Origin of the sequence: Streptomyces hesseae (genome assembly GCF_031845785.1) — a bacterium.
In the GTDB taxonomy this organism is placed as follows: Bacteria; Actinomycetota; Actinomycetes; order Streptomycetales; family Streptomycetaceae; genus Streptomyces; species Streptomyces hesseae.
The window spans coordinates 51340-65775 of the sequence record NZ_JAVRFI010000009.1 but is presented as its reverse complement, the minus strand read 5'-3'; the positions used below and the strand labels follow the sequence as shown (position 1 = coordinate 65775).

Here is a 14436-nt window from a genome sequence, read left to right as displayed (position 1 = left end):
TCCTGGGGGTCCTGCCGATGTATCCGTGCGGTCGATGCCGCGCTGCCGCCGTGGGACCGGACGGCCGGTGCGCCGCCTGTGGCACCTACCAGCAGCAGCCGCACACGGCCGCGCAGCCGCATCCCGCCCCGGGCCCGTACGGGTACGGATACCCGCAGCCGTATCCGTACCCGGCCGCCGTGCCCGGCCCGGTCGGCGGTCTTCCGGTCGGCGGGGTGGATCTGCGGCGCGGTGTACGGATCGCCCTGAACGTCCTGCTGGGCGTGGTCGCCCTGCTGCTGATGCTGCACATAGCGGCCATCGGCCAGCAGCGCGGCGTCATTCAGGACATTCTCAGCGACGGCCATGTGAGCTTTTCCGCGTCCGACGCCGTCGACGACGCCGACTCCTTCGCCGCCGCGATGACCGCGCTGTCGTTCCTCGGCATGGCGGCCACGGCCGTCCTGTGGGTGATCTGGTTCCGCCGGGTGCGCCTCAACGCCGAGGTGTTCGCGCCCGGTACCCACCGTTTCGGCAGTGGCTGGGCGGTGGGCAGCTGGTTCACCCCGGTCGTGAACCTCTGGTTCCCCAAGCAGATGGCGAACGACATCTACCGGGCCAGCGCCCCCGGCGGCCCGCAGAGCGCTCCCAAGGGCCTGCTCAACGCCTGGTGGGTGCTGTGGATCGCGGCCAACGTGCTCAGCATGGTGGGCGACGGCATGTCCTCGGTCGCTTCGCGCAAGCTCGAACGGCCCTTCCCCGGCTCCGACTGGAGGAGCAACGTCGAGCTGCTGAACAGCTCCCTCGCCGTCAGCGGCTTCTCCGTACTGCTGCTCCTGGCCGACACGGTGCTCGCGCTGCTCGTCGTCCGGCAGCTGACGCGGATGCAGGAGCAGCGCGCCTTGGCCGGCCCCCTGGCGATGCCGCCCGCCCCGCCGTTCGTACCGTCGCCCGCCGCGTCCTACGCGGCCCCGCCCGTCCCGACCGCCGCTCCCTTCGTGCCGCCCGCCGTCCCGCCGTACGGGGCACCGGCCGGGGGTGCTCCCTACGGCCCGCCGCCTCAGCAGAATCCTTTCGGCGCCGGTCCGGCGGCCTCCTGAACCGCGAGTACGACCAGTGGTGCAGGATGTGAGCGTGCAGGGGGACGACGCTGAGCTGACCGTCGCGGTGCGCGCGGCGCAGAGCGGGGACGAAACGGCATTCCGTACGGTCTACCGGACCGTGCACCCGCGCCTGCTCGGGTACGTGCGCACGCTGGTCGGCGAGGGCGACGCGGAGGACGTGGCCTCGGAGGCGTGGCTCCAGATATCCAGGGACCTGGAGCGCTTCACCGGCGACGCCGACCGCTTCCGCGGCTGGGCGGCCCGGATCGCCCGCAATCGCGCCCTCGACCACATACGCATGCGCGGCCGGCGCCCGGCCATCGGCGGCGACGAGAGCGAGCTCGCCGCGCGGGCCGCCGACGCGGACACCGCCGGGGAGGCATTGGAGGCTCTCGGTACGGGGCGTACCCTCGCCCTCATCGCCCAGCTTCCGCAGGACCAGGCCGAGGCCGTCGTCCTGCGGGTGGTCGTCGGCCTCGACGCCAAGAGCGCCGCCGGAGTGCTGGGCAAACGGCCCGGCGCGGTGCGCACCGCCGCGCACCGCGGCCTGCGGCGGCTCGCCGAGCTGGTGACGGCGGGCCCCGGCGGGCCCCCGGCCACAGGCGCCGGCCAGGACCGGCGGGCCGGCGGAGCGAACGTTTCTTCCGGTGTGACGCAATTGCGCGCGCGGACGCAGAAGGACATGTGATGGCGGACGACCACCGGTACGACCACGACTGGCTGGATGACGACGCCGTGGAGCGGCTGCTGCGCGGTGAGTTCTCCGCTCCCCGCGAGGACGCGCCGGGCGCGCCCGGCGCGCCGGGGGCCGGGACCGCCGCCGGGTTCCCCGCTGGATCCGAGGCCGCGGCCGTCGCGAAGCAGCTGGATGCGGCCTTCCGTTCTCTGACTGACATCCCGTCGGCGGGAGCCGCCCCACTCCCCGGCGAGGAGGCCGCGCTCGCGGCCTTCCGCGAGGCGCGCGCCGCCTCGGCGGCTCCGGCCGTCACGGCCGCCCCCGTCGCCGCGCGAGGCGCCGCGCTGTGGCCCGTCGAAGCCTTGCGCTCCTTCCTGCGCCGCCCCGCCCGGACGGCCCTCGCGCTGGCGCTCGCGGGCTGCGCGGTGGGCGGTGTCGCGGTCGCGGCCGGTACGGGCGTCCTGCCCGGGCCGTTCGGCAGGTCCGGCAAGGAGCCGTCGCCCTCCGCCAGCGTGACCCTCGCCGACGAGACCGACGTGGCGACGGTCGCCCCCGGCGCACCCACCCCCGGCGCCACCCCCGCCCCCGGGGCAAGCGCCCACCCCAGTGGCCGCCCGGACCCCTCCCGTACCCCCGGTGGCAAGGAGTCCGGACCGGCGTCCGGCTCCTCGGCGAGCCCGGTCCACGGCGACGGGGACGACGCCAGGGACGGGAAGGGCGACAAGGGGAACAAGGGCGACAAGCCCGGCAAGAACGACGACCCCGGCGCCCTCGACGGCGCCAAGGCGGGCCGCGCCTGGGCCGCCAAGGTCTGCCGCGAGTTCCTCGCCAACAGCAAAGGCGACGGCAGCGGCAACGCCAACGGCAAGGGCCTCGACGAGGACGAGGCCCGCACCCTGGAGCGGTTCGCCGGCGGCTCGTCGGCCGTCCGGGCGTACTGCGAGCGCGTCCTCGCGGCCGACGGCAAGGGCGACGAGGACGGTGACGGCTCGGTGTGGGACGACCTCGTCAACCGCGCCCCGCGCTCCCGCAGCGTGCCCCGCGCCGCCGCGCCGGCCCCCGCCGCGACACCGGGTGTGACACTTTTCGGAGCGTCGGCGCTGTAGGTAGTGAGCCGACTGGTCATCGGCTGCACGGAGCCGAAGTTCCCCCCCATTAGTCGGCTCCGCGCACCTTGGCGCGGGCGGGGCTTTTCCCCCGGCCCTGCCCGCGCCCCCCTCCTCCCTTCGCCGTGTGTGGCGACCGGGACGGGCACCTCCGGAGGACTACAGTCCGAAGTGGAGGCTTCCGGAACCCGAACAGCGGGAGGCGTGTCCCATGACGACCCGATCGCGGGCGACCGAGTCCGGACTGCCCGTCAAGCCCGTCTACGACCCCGAGGCGCTCGCCGGCTGGGATCCCGGGGACCGGCTCGGCGCCCCCGGCGCGTACCCCTTCACCCGTGGCGTGTACCCGACGATGTACACCGAGCGCCCCTGGACCATGCGCCAGTACGCGGGCTTCGGCACGGCCGCCGAGTCCAACGCCCGCTACCGCCGGCTCATCGCCGACGGCGGCCACGGCCTGTCCGTCGCCTTCGACCTGCCCACCCAGATGGGCCACGACTCCGACGCGCCGATCGCGAGCGGCGAGGTCGGCAAGGTCGGCGTCGCGATCGACTCGGTCGAGGACATGCGGGAGCTCTTCGACGGCATCCCGCTGGGCGACGTGTCCACCTCGATGACCATCAACGCCCCGGCCGCCCTGCTGCTCCTGCTCTACCAACTGGTGGCCGAGGAACAGGGCGTCCCCGCGAGCCGCCTGACCGGGACGATCCAGAACGACGTCCTCAAGGAGTACATCGCGCGCGGGACGTACATCTTCCCGCCCCAGCCCTCGCTGCGGCTGACCGCCGACATCTTCGCCTACTGCCGGACCGAGATCCCCCGCTGGAACACCATCTCCGTCTCCGGCTACCACATCGCCGAGGCCGGCGCCTCGCCCGCGCAGGAAGTCGCCTTCACCCTCGCCGACGCCGTCCAGTACGTCCGTACGGCCGTCGCCGCCGGGATGGACGTCGACGACTTCGCCCCCCGGATCTCCTTCTTCTTCGTCGCCCGTACGACCCTGCTGGAGGAGGTCGCCAAATTCCGGGCGGCCCGGAGGATCTGGGCCCGGCTGATGCGGGACGAATTCGGGGCGAAGAACCCCAAATCGCAGATGCTGCGCTTTCACACCCAGACCGCGGGGGTCCAGCTCACCGCGCAACAGCCCGAGATCAATCTCGTGCGCGTCGCCGTCCAGGGCCTGGCCGCCGTGCTCGGCGGCACCCAGTCGCTGCACACCAACTCCTACGACGAGGCCATCGCCCTGCCCTCCGAGAAGGCGGCCCGGCTCGCCCTGCGCACCCAGCAGGTGCTCGCCCACGAGACGGACGTAACCGCCACGGTCGACCCGTTCGCGGGCTCCTACGCGATCGAGTCGATGACGGACGAGCTGGAGTTCGCCGCCCTGGAGCTGATGGACGAGGTCGAGGGCATGGGCGGCGCCGTCGCCGCCATCGAGCAGGGCTTCCAGAAGGGCGAGATCGAGCGCAACGCCTATCGCGTCGCCCGCGAGACCGAGTCGGGCGACCGCGTCGTCGTGGGCGTCAACCGCTTCCGCGTCGACGAGGAGGAGCCGTACGAGCCGCTGCGCGTCGACCCGGAGATCGAGACGCGCCAGCGCGAGCGCCTGGCGAGGCTCCGGGCGGACCGCGACGGCAGCGCGGTCACGCGCGAACTGGACGCGCTGCGGCGGGCGGCGGAGAGCGAGGCGGAGAACGTCCTCCCCCCGATGCGGGAGGCCCTCCGGGCCCGGGCCACGGTGGGGGAGGTGTGCGGGGCGCTCCGGGAGGTGTGGGGGACGCATGTGCCGGCGGACTCGTTCTGACGGCCCCACGCGGTTGCCGGGCCGGTCCTCGCCCGGGCGGGGTGGCCGAAAGGTGAGGGACACTGGTGGGATGTCCTCCCCCCGCCGGGCCTGTCCCGTCTGCTCCCGTGAGATCGCCGTCGTGGGCGGCCGCATCGCCCGCCACGACCCGCCGGGCCGCCGCCCCGCGTTCACATACGAGCTGATGTCCTGCCCCGGCTCCCGCCGCTCGGCCCCGCTCCTGGCGACGGAACCGGTCCTCTTCGACCCGGAGCAGCCCCCGATGGACGGCCAGCAGCAGCTGTTCTGACAGCGCGGGCCGGCCCCGTCCGAGGCGCTCTAGCGACAGACGACATCTCCCGCCGGACGCTGTCCCGTCTTGAGGAATTCGCTGACGGTCCGGTCGCCGCAGGCGTTGCCGTTGGCGAGGTACGCCTCGTGGCCGCCGGAGTCGACGGTGACCAGCCGGGCCCGCTCGCCCAGGGCCTCCCGCATCTTGAGGGAGCCGCTGTAGGGCGTGTTCGGGTCGCGCAGGTTCTGGACCATCAGGATGTTCGAGGGGCCCTGGGAGGTGATCCGGCCGGGCTTGTCGGCCGGCTCGTCCTTCCAGAACGCGCAGGGCATGACGCTGACGGGCATGCCCGCCGTCAGCGGGTACCGGATCCGGTCGGCGGCCACGGCCCGCCGGTAGGCGGGGAGCGACTTCGGCCAGGCGACGTCGTTGCAGATGGTCGCCGTCCGTACGGCCGCGTCGCTCTGGGGCACCGCCACGGGCAGGACGTCGGGGACCGTCAGCTGATCGGTGGTGGTGTCGCGGGCGGCGCGGATCAATTTCGCCAGGGGCGCGAAACCCTCGTCGGAGTGCAGGGTTTGAAGCAGCCCCATCCGCAGATGGTTGCCGGTCAGCTTGTGCCCGTCGGCGAACGTACGCGGCGAGGCGTCCAGCTTCGCCGCCAGCGCGAGGAACATCGGCTGCACGGCCTCGGGGGTGTCGGCCAGCCGGTCGGGGTTGCCGGGCGTCGAGGCCCACTTCGCGAAGTCGGGGAAGCGGTCCGCGACCCCGACGGACGTGTTCGCCAGCCATCCGCGCGCGACCCGGGTGGGATCGGGGTCGCCCGAGCTGTCCAGTACGACCCTGTCGGTCCGGTCGGGGTGCTGCTGCGCGTACTGGGCCGCCACATACGTCCCGTACGAGACGCCGTACACCGACAGCTTCCGCTCGCCGAGGGCCTGGCGGAGGAGGTCGGCGTCGCGTACCTCGTTGGCGCTCGTGAACGAGCGGAGGAGCGGGCCGCCGTTGCGGGCGCAGGCGTCGGCGATACGGCGGCCACGGGCGGCGTTCTCGCCGATGTCGCCGTCGGGGCCGGGCCAGGGGATGAAGCTGCTGATCTCCAGGTCGGCCTTGTCCAGCCCGCACTCGGCGAGGCTGCTGCCGTGGGTGCCGGTGCCGCGCGGGTCGAAGCTCACGATGTCGTACGCCCCGCCGGTCTCCTTGCGCATGGCCTCGCCCTTCTGCTTCAGCAGGTCGAAACCGGAGCCGCCGGGCCCGCCGGGTATCAGCAGCAGCGTCCCCCGCCGCGCCTCCGGGTGGTCCGTCCGCAGCCGGGACACCGCGAGGTGGGCCCGCGGGCCGTCCGGGGCGCGGTAGTCGACCGGTACGGACAGGTCGGCGCACTCCCTGGTGGGCGCGTCGGCGCAGGGCTTCCACTGGAGGGCGGGTGCGGCCGCCGGTGCGGCCTGTGCCGGTGCGGCGAGGGTGGCCGCGGCGGCGGAGGCGGCGAGCGCGAACAGAAGTGATTTGCGGGTGCGTTGGTTCGTCATGCGGATAACAGTGGCCGGTCGGCGCCGGTCTGCCCATCCGGCCCACCGTTCCCTTAAGGGTGGGGGAAACCCCCTGGCCACTGGGGGATTGGTCTCCGTGAATGCGTCATGACCGTTAGGGGTGGACTGTTCGCGATTGGCCGGTATCGCGGTGTTGTGGGGCCTAAGAGGTGGCCAAGACGCGCCACAGCGGCTGGATTGCGTCAAGCACGGCCACCCGTAACGGTGTTGAGGGGTGACTGACCTGCCTGTATACGACATCGGGATGGCGCGGGTCGGCCGTCGTTTCCGGCAGGCCGTATAGGGGCCTTAGGGGGAGCCGTCCGGCCGAATATTTTTCCAGGTGACCGTACGGGACCGGCCTTCGGGAAAAGGGGCACGGAATGACCAGGTCCAGCAGCGAGTACACGATCCTCGTCCGGCCTTCCGTCGAAAAGCAATGGGTCGGCGGAGGCTCCATCCGGCTCACCGTCTACAACCTCACCGACGACGACAAGAACATCTCGACCATCGAGTTCGACGTGGCTCAGGGGCAGGCCGTCAGCAACAACGTCGGCCTCGTGGTGACCCAGCAGGGGCAGCACGTCACAGGAGCCGTCGAGAGCTACAAGCGCAAAATTCCCGCGCACGGCACGAACTTCGTCATCGTGTCCTACAGTGGCACGCTCGACCCGCTGCCCAAGAACATCAAGGTCGACGGCGTCCCGGCGGACGTCCCCGACTACGACACGCCGCCCACCCCGGTCACCGACCTGCGGGTCGAAAAGGCCCTGGGGCGCTCCGTACTGCTCGACTGGACGCCCTCGACCGACGAGGTGGCGGTGATCGAGTACCAGATCACCGTCGACGTCCCCGGCCGGGACCCGGTCGTGGTGACCGGGCCGCCCGCCCTCGTGGGCCGCCTGACGCCCGGGACGGACTACGAGGTCACCGTCGTCGCCATGAACATCCGCGGCCTCCTCTCCGATCCCGTCACGATCGAGTTCAACTCCGGCGCGGCCACGGGAGAACGGCCCGCCTGGGACATCCCGGTCATGCCGTTCATCGACTACGCCGGCGGCAACACCGTCTCCGGCGACTGGCACATCAACGAGATCACGCCCATCGCCCAGGCCACGGGCGTCCGCGGTGTGTCGCTCGGCTTCATCACCGTCGCGAACGACCAGATGGAGCCGTGCTGGGGCAGCATCCCCACCTACGACGCCATCAACGGCAAGCACAACGCCGACGACGTGCGCGCCTTCAAGGCGCTGGGCGGACGCCCGGTCGTCTCCATCGGCGGCTGGACCAACCACATCGCGGAATACGTCCACACGGACGTGGAGAAGGTCTACGACTGGTACTCGTCCATCCTCGACGCGTACGAGATCGACCGCATCGACTTCGACATCGAGGGCGCGGCCCAGAAGGACAAGGCGTTCCTCGCCCGGCACATCGCCATCGTCCTGAAGCTGCTGGACGCCCGCCCCCAGCTCCGGATCTCCTACACCCTGCCCGTCGACGCCGGGCGCGAGCGCCGCCCCGCCGATGTGTTCGGGCCGGACGACCCGAACTGCCCGGTGGACCTCGTCGCCGGGTTCAACACCGACGGCCAGGCCTTCATCGGCATGCTCGCCGACGCGGGCATCCTCCCGTCGCTGTTCAACGGGATGACCATGACCATGGGCAACCCCAACCGTCCCCAGGGCACGGAGGCCGTCATCGCGACGCGCTTCATGCACCGCACGGTCAAGCAGGCCTACCCCCACCTCACGGACGCCGAGGTGTGGGCACGGCTGGGCGCCTGTCCGATGTACGGCATCAACGACGGCGGCGAGCGCTTCCACGAGCAGGACATGCACGACCTCGTCGCCCACGCCCGTGACGTCCGGCTGGGCTCCATCGGCGGCTGGGACGCCCAGCGCGACTGGAACTCCAACCGCACGACGACGAAGTGCGGCGTCGACGCGGGCGACATCTCCCAGTGCACGTGGGAGCCCCAGACGCCCGGCACATATCTGAAGATCGAGGCGACGTACCAGAACTGACGCCCAGGGGGCCGGGTCCGGGGGCTCAGCAGCCCCCGGACCCGGCCTCGTGTGCTCAACCGGCCATCCCCTCCAGCCCCGCCGGGAGGCCGGGGCCGTCGCCGTCCGCGGCGTATATGACGCCGAGGCGCTGGGTCGCGCGCGTCAGGGCGACGTACAGGTCGCTCGTCCCGAACTCGCCCGGCTCGACGACGATCACCGAGTCGAACTCCAGGCCTTTGGCCTGGCGCGGGTCGAGGAGGACCACCGGGTTGGTGAGGTCCGGGTTCGGGCCGGCCGAGGCCGCCGGCAGGGCGGCGCGCAGGGCCGGGTGGTGCCGGTGCTGGGCGATGACCGCGATACGGGCCATCTCGCGGGCTGTCTCGGCGACGACCGCCTCGGCCGCCGCGTCCGCCAGGTCGGCCGGCGAGCCGTCGGAGACGAGGCACATCCACGGCTGTTCCCCCGTGGCCCGTACCGAGCTCGGCGGCTCGAAGGCCGGGTCGACCGAGCGTACGACGCCGGCCGCGACGGCCATGATCTCCGCGGGCGTACGGTAGTTGACGCCCAGCCGTACGTGCTCCCAGCGGTCGCCGACGTAGGGGTCAAGGATGGCGTCCCAGGAGCCGCAGCCGCCGGGTTCGGCGGTCTGGGCCGGGTCGCCGACCAGGGTCATGGACCGCGTGGGACAGCGGCGCATCAGCAGGCGCCAGGCCATGGCGGACAGCTCCTGGGCCTCGTCGACGATGATGTGGCCGAACGCCCAGGTCCGGTCGGCGGCGGCGCGTTCGGCGGCGCTGCGGTGGTCGGCCTCCTCGTGGCGTTCGGCGAGGCGTTCCGCGTCGATGAGGTCGTGCGCGGAGAGGACCTCGGAGTCCTCGTCCTCGCGGTCCTCGAACTCCTGGGTGCGGGAGCCGTAGGAGAGGTCGAGGACGCCCTGGGCGTAGCGGACGCGCTCCTGGCGCGCGGCCTCGGCGGCGGCGCGTTCGGCGGAGTCGTCCTCGCCGAGGAGCTCGGCGGCCTCGTCGAGGAGGGGGATGTCCGCCGGGGTCCAGGGGCCGCCGTCGCGCCGGATCGCCGCGGCGTCCTCCTCGGTGAGGTGGACGGGATCGGTGAGGTAGTCGCCGACGAGCCGCTGCGGGGTGAGCGCCGGCCACAGGTCGTCGACGGCGGCGTGGACGTCGCGGTTGGCGGCGACGGCCTTGCCGAGCTGGGCGATGTCGTCCGGGCCGAGGAGGCTGGGCCCGCCGTAGGGGTCGGCGCCGATGCGGTCGGCGATCTGGGCGGTGAGGGCGTCGATGACGCGGAAGGCGAAGTAGGGGCGGGCGAGGTTGTGCGGCAGCCTGGTCTCCCGTGCCAGGCGCCGGGCCTCGGTGGCGATGTCCGTGTCGAGGACGAGCTCGCCGTCGTCGTGCTCGATGACGAAGGGCGCGCCGGGCTCGGGCACGGTCTGCCGGTCGCGGACGTACGCCGCCAGGGCGTCGGCCATGCCGGCGGCGCCCTTGACCTCGGCGGCCCGGGGGGTGTCGGTGCCGGTGGCGCGAACGCCGGGGAAGAGCTCGGCGGGCGTGGCGAGGAGGACGCCGGTCTCGCCGAGCGCGGGCAGCACCTCGCCGATGTAGCCGAGGAAGGCCGGGTTGGGCCCGACGATCAGTACGGCGCGGCGGGCGAGCCGCTCGCGGTGGGCGTAGAGGAGGTACGCGGCCCGGTGGAGGGCGACGACGGTCTTGCCCGTACCCGGGCCGCCCTCGACGACGAGGACGCCCTGGTGCGGGGCGCGGATGATGCGGTCCTGCTCGGCCTGGATGGTCTGCACGATGTCGTGCATCCGTCCGGTGCGCGCGGCGTCGAGCGCGGCGAGGAGGACGGCGTCCGCGTCGCTGCCCTCGTGGCCGGTGCGCGAGGTGTCGGCGAGATCGAGGATCTCGTCGTGGAGGTCGGTGACCTTGTGGTTCTCGGTGGTGATGTGACGCCTGCGGCGCAGCCCCATGGGGGTGTGGCCGGTGGCGAGATAGAACGGGCGGGCGACCTCGGCCCGCCAGTCGATCACCAGGGGCGTACGGTCCTCGTCGGCCGCACGGATGCCGATGCGGCCGATGTGGTGGTCGGCGCCGTCGCGGAACAGCAGCCGCCCGAAGCACAGCCCGTGCTCCCCGGCGTTGAACGCCGCGAGCAGCCCGGACTGCTCGGCCACCATCACATCGCGCTCCTGGCGCGCCTGGAAGGTGGTGCCGTCCATCGCCAGGGCGCCCTTGACCGCCGCCTCGGCGCCGGAGCGCAGCTCGGCGAGCCGGTCGTAAAGACGGTCGATGAATTCCTGCTCATTGCGCACGTCCGTGTTTGACAATTCCACTCCCGCACGGATATGATGGCCTCATAAAGCTTCCCCATGCGTTGAGTTGAACAATGCATGGAAACAATCAATATACGCAGAGAAATGCCCCGGGCGTCAATACGCTCCGGGGCTTTGTTGCATTTCAGGGGGCTTTCCCGGGGCTCAGTCGTCCGCCGGCTCCTCGTCCGTGGCCAGCCGCGCGTGCCGTTCCACGTCGTAGCGCACGCCGGAGTAGAGCAGCCGCTGTCTCTCGCGCCCCTCGACGGCGAAACCGGCGGCCGTGGCGACCCGGCAGGAGGCGACGTTGTCGACGCGGTGTCCCAATTCCAGCCGGAACAGCCCCAGCTCGTCGAAGGCCCACCGGCACACCGTCCGGCAGGCCGCCGTGGCGGCTCCCCGGCCCCGCGCGGACTTCGTCGTCCAGTAGGAGACCCAGCCCGTGGCATGCCGGCGGTCGACCGCGCTCACCGTGATGTCGCCGAGCACGACGGCGGGATCCGCCCGCTCGACGACGGCGAAGGAGTACGCGGCGTCCTCCTCCCGCTGTCCGGCCCGCCGCCGGATCCACCGCAGCGCCTCGTCGGCGGTGTCGACCGGCTGCGGCGCCTGCCATCGCATCAGCGGGTCCGCGTGGGCCTCCAGCAGGGCGTCGACGTCCCGCGCGGCCCACGGCCGCAGCAGGAATGGGCCGGCGGGCACTTCTATCTCCTCGCGCATGCGGCGAGTCTGGGCCACGGATTTATGTCCGTACAACTCCTGTCCCGTTAGCGTGTGTTCGAGCGCACGCGGGAAAGAGGTTCGCGTGACCGGTTTCGTGAGCGAAGAGTTCGAGGGGCTCCAGGCGCAGATCCTGGGGCTGGCCGGGCGTCAGGTGTCGTCCCGGGAGGTCGTGGAGCGTTCGCTGCGGCGGATCGAGGCGAGCCAGGGCACGCTCAACGCCTTCCGGATCGTCCGGGCCGAGGCCGCGTTGCGCGAGGCCGACGAGGCCGACCGGCGCATCGCGGCGGGGGAGTGGCTGCCCCTGCTCGGCGTGCCCGTCGCCGTCAAGGACGACATGGACGTGGCGGGCGAGCCGACCGCGTTCGGCTGCCCGGGGGACTTCCCGCCGAGACGCGCGGACGGCGAGGCCGTGCGGCGATTACGGGCCGCCGGCGCGGTGATCGTCGGCAAGACGAACACCCCCGAGCTGGGGCAGTGGCCCGTCACGGACGGGCCGGCCTTCGGGGTGACCCGCAACCCCTGGAGCCCCAAGCACACCCCCGGCGGCTCGTCCGGCGGCTCCGCCGTCGCCGTCGCCGCCGGGCTGGTGCCGGCGGCCCTCGGCTCGGACGGCGCCGGGTCCATCCGGATCCCGGCCGCCTGGACCCACCTGGTCGGCATCAAGCCCCAGCGCGGGCGGGTCTCCACCTGGCCGGAGCGCGACGCGTTCCGGGGCATCACCTGCTTCGGGCCGCTGGCCCGTACGGTCGCCGACGCGGCGCTGCTGCTGCGGGCGGCGAGCGGCTCCCACGAGGGCGACATCCACCGGCCGCCCGACGTGGACGTCGTCGCGGCGGCCGGTCACGAGCCACGGCGGCGGCTGAGGATCGCGCTGTCGCTGCGGCCCGCCTTCGCGGCCGTGCGCAACGCCCTCGACCCCACCGTCCGGACGGCGACCCTGCGCATGGCCGAGACCCTGGAGGCGCTGGGGCACGAGGTCGTGGAGGAGAACCCGCGCTACGGCCCGATCGGCCTCTCCTTCGTGCCGCGCTCGATGGCCGGCATCCGGGACTGGACCGCGCGCGTGCCCGACCGGACGCTGCTGGAAGGCCGTACGCGCACCAACGCGCGCGGCGGGCTGCTGCTCGGCGGCGAGGTGCTGCGGGCGGCGCGGGCGGCGGAGGCGCCGCTGCGGCGGCGCATCGGGGAGATGTTCTGGCGCTTCGACGCCGTGCTGACGCCCACCACGGCCGTACCGCCGCTGCGCACGGGCGCGCTGGCGGGGCTCGGCAGCCGGGAGACCGACTCCCGGATGATCGCGGCCTGTCCGTACAACTGGCCCTGGAACGTCCTCGGCTGGCCCGCCGTGAGTGTGCCGTCGGGCTTCACGGAGGACGGGCTGCCGCTGGGGGCGCAGCTGCTGGGGCCGTCGAACAGCGAGCCGTTGCTGATCTCGCTGGCCGCGCAGCTGGAGGCGGACCTGCGGTGGCACGAGGTCTGGCCGGAGGGGCTGCCGGACCGCTCCCTCGGTTAGGGCGCGCGGTCAGGGTGCGTGGTCAGGGTGCGAGAACGTCCAGCTCCGCCATCGCGCCCGTGGCGATCTCGCGGGTCAGCGCCTCCGCCCGGGCCGCGTCCCGCGCGCGCACGGCCTCAGCGACGCGCACATGGAGGGTGACGGCGGCCGGGTCGGGGTCGGTGAACATCACATGGTGGTGGGTACGGCCGGTGAGGACCTCCGCGACCACGTCGCCCAGCCGCGCGAACATCTCGTTGCCGGACGCGCGCAGGATCACCCGGTGGAAGGCGATGTCGTGCACGAGATAGGCGGCCAGCTGCTGGCCGCGCGAGGTGGCGACCATGCCCAGGGCGTGCTCGGTGAGCTCGGCGCACTGCTCGGGGGTGGCCAGCAGGGCGGCCAGCCCGGCGGCGGCGGGCTCGATCGCCGAGCGCAGCACGGTCAGTGAGCGCAGCTGGCGCGGCCGGTCGGGGCCGGCCAGGCGCCAGCGGATGACGCGCGGGTCGTAGACGTTCCACTCGTCGGCGGGCAGGACGGTCACACCGACGCGGCGCCGGGAGGCGACGAGGCTCATGGACTCCAGGACGCGTATCACCTCGCGGATGACCGAGCGCGAGACGTCGAAGCGCTCCTCCAGCTCGTCCGTGCGCAGCACGCTGCCCGCCGGATACTCGCCCCCGGTGATCGCGGGCCCGAGGGAGTCCAGCACGCGCGCGTGCAGCCCCTGGCTCCCCGATCCCCCCTGCCCCTGTTTGTCCATGGGATCAGCCTAAGGGCGACCTGCGAGCGCAATAAGTATGACGTTTTAGTCACAGGGTCTTGAATACGTCGTACTCAATGCGTTTCAGTGAACCCTCAACAACCGATGTCAATGGAGACAGCGAGGTACGTGTGATGGTCGTCGTGGTGATGGGCGTCGCCGGCACGGGCAAGACCACGGTCGGCCCCCTGGTGGCGGAGGCGCTGGGCGTCCCCTACGCCGAGGGCGACGACTTCCACCCGGCCGCCAACATCGCCAAGATGTCCGCCGGCACCCCGCTGGACGACGACGACCGCGCCCCCTGGCTCGACGCCATCGGCGACTGGGCCCGCGGTCGCGCGGACGGCGGTGGCGTCGTCAGCTGCTCCGCGCTCAAGCGCGCCTACCGCGACCGGCTGCGCGCAGCCGCGCCCGGGCTCGTCTTCCTCCACCTCACCGGCGACCGCGAGCTGATCGCCGGGCGGATGGCCGCCCGCAAGGGCCACTTCATGACCACCCGGCTGCTGGACTCCCAGTTCGCCACCCTCGAACCGCTCGGGGCCGACGAAGCGGGCATCGCCGTCGATGTCGCGCCCGAGGCGGCCGTCATCGCCGAGCGGGCGGTCGCCGCGCTGCGGCGGCTGTAGACCTCCCCTCCCTCTCCTCTCTTAGG

The 14436-nt window shown here is 72.7% G+C and carries 12 protein-coding genes; 8 read left to right on the top strand and 4 right to left on the bottom strand.

What is annotated here, in order from left to right; translation table 11 throughout:
* The first annotated feature begins 50 nt into the window (after nucleotides 1–50).
* From RM609_RS16255 to RM609_RS16235, 5 genes are all read left to right on the top strand, one after another.
* The gene (locus RM609_RS16255) at nucleotides 51–1079 is read left to right on the top strand and encodes a DUF4328 domain-containing protein (RefSeq protein ID WP_311611547.1); all 1029 of its coding nucleotides are present in this window, start codon (nucleotides 51–53) and stop codon (nucleotides 1077–1079) included.
* A 34-nt stretch (nucleotides 1080–1113) separates the two neighbouring features.
* Nucleotides 1114–1770, top strand: coding sequence for an RNA polymerase sigma factor (locus tag RM609_RS16250; protein ID WP_311611804.1), 657 nt, complete (start codon nucleotides 1114–1116; stop codon nucleotides 1768–1770).
* Complete coding sequence (locus RM609_RS16245) at nucleotides 1770–2864, top strand: hypothetical protein (RefSeq protein WP_311611545.1); 1095 nt, start codon at nucleotides 1770–1772, stop codon at nucleotides 2862–2864. Before RM609_RS16250 ends, RM609_RS16245 begins: the two co-directional genes overlap by 1 nt.
* Before the next feature lie 211 nt (nucleotides 2865–3075).
* Nucleotides 3076–4668 (top strand): acyl-CoA mutase large subunit family protein, encoded by a 1593-nt coding sequence (locus tag RM609_RS16240; RefSeq protein WP_311611544.1) that lies wholly within the window; start codon nucleotides 3076–3078, stop codon nucleotides 4666–4668.
* A 70-nt stretch (nucleotides 4669–4738) separates the two neighbouring features.
* Complete coding sequence (locus RM609_RS16235) at nucleotides 4739–4957, top strand: hypothetical protein (protein WP_311611543.1); 219 nt, start codon at nucleotides 4739–4741, stop codon at nucleotides 4955–4957.
* Nucleotides 4958–4986: 29 nt separating this feature from the next.
* Here RM609_RS16235 and RM609_RS16230 read toward each other — a convergent pair whose 3' ends face one another.
* Complete coding sequence (locus tag RM609_RS16230; protein ID WP_311611542.1) at nucleotides 4987–6468, bottom strand: alpha/beta hydrolase; 1482 nt, start codon at nucleotides 6466–6468, stop codon at nucleotides 4987–4989.
* 383 nt (nucleotides 6469–6851) lie between these two features.
* Here RM609_RS16230 and RM609_RS16225 point away from each other — a divergent pair, with 383 nt between their 5' ends.
* Entirely contained in the window at nucleotides 6852–8495 is a 1644-nt protein-coding gene (locus RM609_RS16225; protein WP_311611541.1) for a fibronectin type III domain-containing protein, read from the top strand.
* A gap of 55 nt (nucleotides 8496–8550) precedes the next feature.
* Here the strand turns inward: RM609_RS16225 and RM609_RS16220 are convergent, their stop codons facing one another.
* Both RM609_RS16220 and RM609_RS16215 read right to left on the bottom strand, forming a co-directional pair.
* Nucleotides 8551–10806, bottom strand: a complete 2256-nt coding sequence (locus tag RM609_RS16220; RefSeq protein ID WP_438828465.1) for a HelD family protein — start codon at nucleotides 10804–10806, stop codon at nucleotides 8551–8553.
* Nucleotides 10807–10971: 165 nt separating this feature from the next.
* Nucleotides 10972–11526 (bottom strand): GNAT family N-acetyltransferase, encoded by a 555-nt coding sequence (locus RM609_RS16215; RefSeq protein ID WP_311611538.1) that lies wholly within the window; start codon nucleotides 11524–11526, stop codon nucleotides 10972–10974.
* Between RM609_RS16215 and RM609_RS16210 the strand changes: the two genes are divergently transcribed.
* Nucleotides 11525–13042, top strand: a complete 1518-nt coding sequence (locus RM609_RS16210) for an amidase (RefSeq protein WP_438828455.1) — start codon at nucleotides 11525–11527, stop codon at nucleotides 13040–13042. The two genes, RM609_RS16215 and RM609_RS16210, sit on opposite strands and share 2 nt — an antisense overlap.
* Nucleotides 13043–13064: 22 nt before the next feature.
* Here RM609_RS16210 and RM609_RS16205 read toward each other — a convergent pair whose 3' ends face one another.
* Nucleotides 13065–13784, bottom strand: a complete 720-nt coding sequence (locus tag RM609_RS16205; protein WP_311611534.1) for a FadR/GntR family transcriptional regulator — start codon at nucleotides 13782–13784, stop codon at nucleotides 13065–13067.
* Between the two features lie 134 nt (nucleotides 13785–13918).
* Here RM609_RS16205 and RM609_RS16200 point away from each other — a divergent pair, with 134 nt between their 5' ends.
* Nucleotides 13919–14410, top strand: a complete 492-nt coding sequence (locus RM609_RS16200) for a gluconokinase (RefSeq protein ID WP_311611533.1) — start codon at nucleotides 13919–13921, stop codon at nucleotides 14408–14410.
* The last annotated feature ends 26 nt before the right edge of the window (nucleotides 14411–14436 follow it).

What these genes read in the sequence shown, in the direction of transcription:
- RM609_RS16200 (WP_311611533.1), top strand. Translation starts at nt 13,919, where the DNA reads ATGGTCGTCGTGGTGATGGGCGTCGCCGGCACGGGCAAGACCACGGTC.
- RM609_RS16215 (WP_311611538.1), bottom strand. Translation starts at nt 11,526, where the DNA reads ATGCGCGAGGAGATAGAAGTGCCCGCCGGCCCATTCCTGCTGCGGCCG.
- RM609_RS16205 (WP_311611534.1), bottom strand. Translation starts at nt 13,784, where the DNA reads ATGGACAAACAGGGGCAGGGGGGATCGGGGAGCCAGGGGCTGCACGCG.
- RM609_RS16245 (WP_311611545.1), top strand. Translation starts at nt 1,770, where the DNA reads ATGGCGGACGACCACCGGTACGACCACGACTGGCTGGATGACGACGCC.
- RM609_RS16235 (WP_311611543.1), top strand. Translation starts at nt 4,739, where the DNA reads ATGTCCTCCCCCCGCCGGGCCTGTCCCGTCTGCTCCCGTGAGATCGCC.
- RM609_RS16225 (WP_311611541.1), top strand. Translation starts at nt 6,852, where the DNA reads ATGACCAGGTCCAGCAGCGAGTACACGATCCTCGTCCGGCCTTCCGTC.
- RM609_RS16210 (WP_438828455.1), top strand. Translation starts at nt 11,525, where the DNA reads ATGCGGCGAGTCTGGGCCACGGATTTATGTCCGTACAACTCCTGTCCC.
- RM609_RS16240 (WP_311611544.1), top strand. Translation starts at nt 3,076, where the DNA reads ATGACGACCCGATCGCGGGCGACCGAGTCCGGACTGCCCGTCAAGCCC.
- RM609_RS16230 (WP_311611542.1), bottom strand. Translation starts at nt 6,468, where the DNA reads ATGACGAACCAACGCACCCGCAAATCACTTCTGTTCGCGCTCGCCGCC.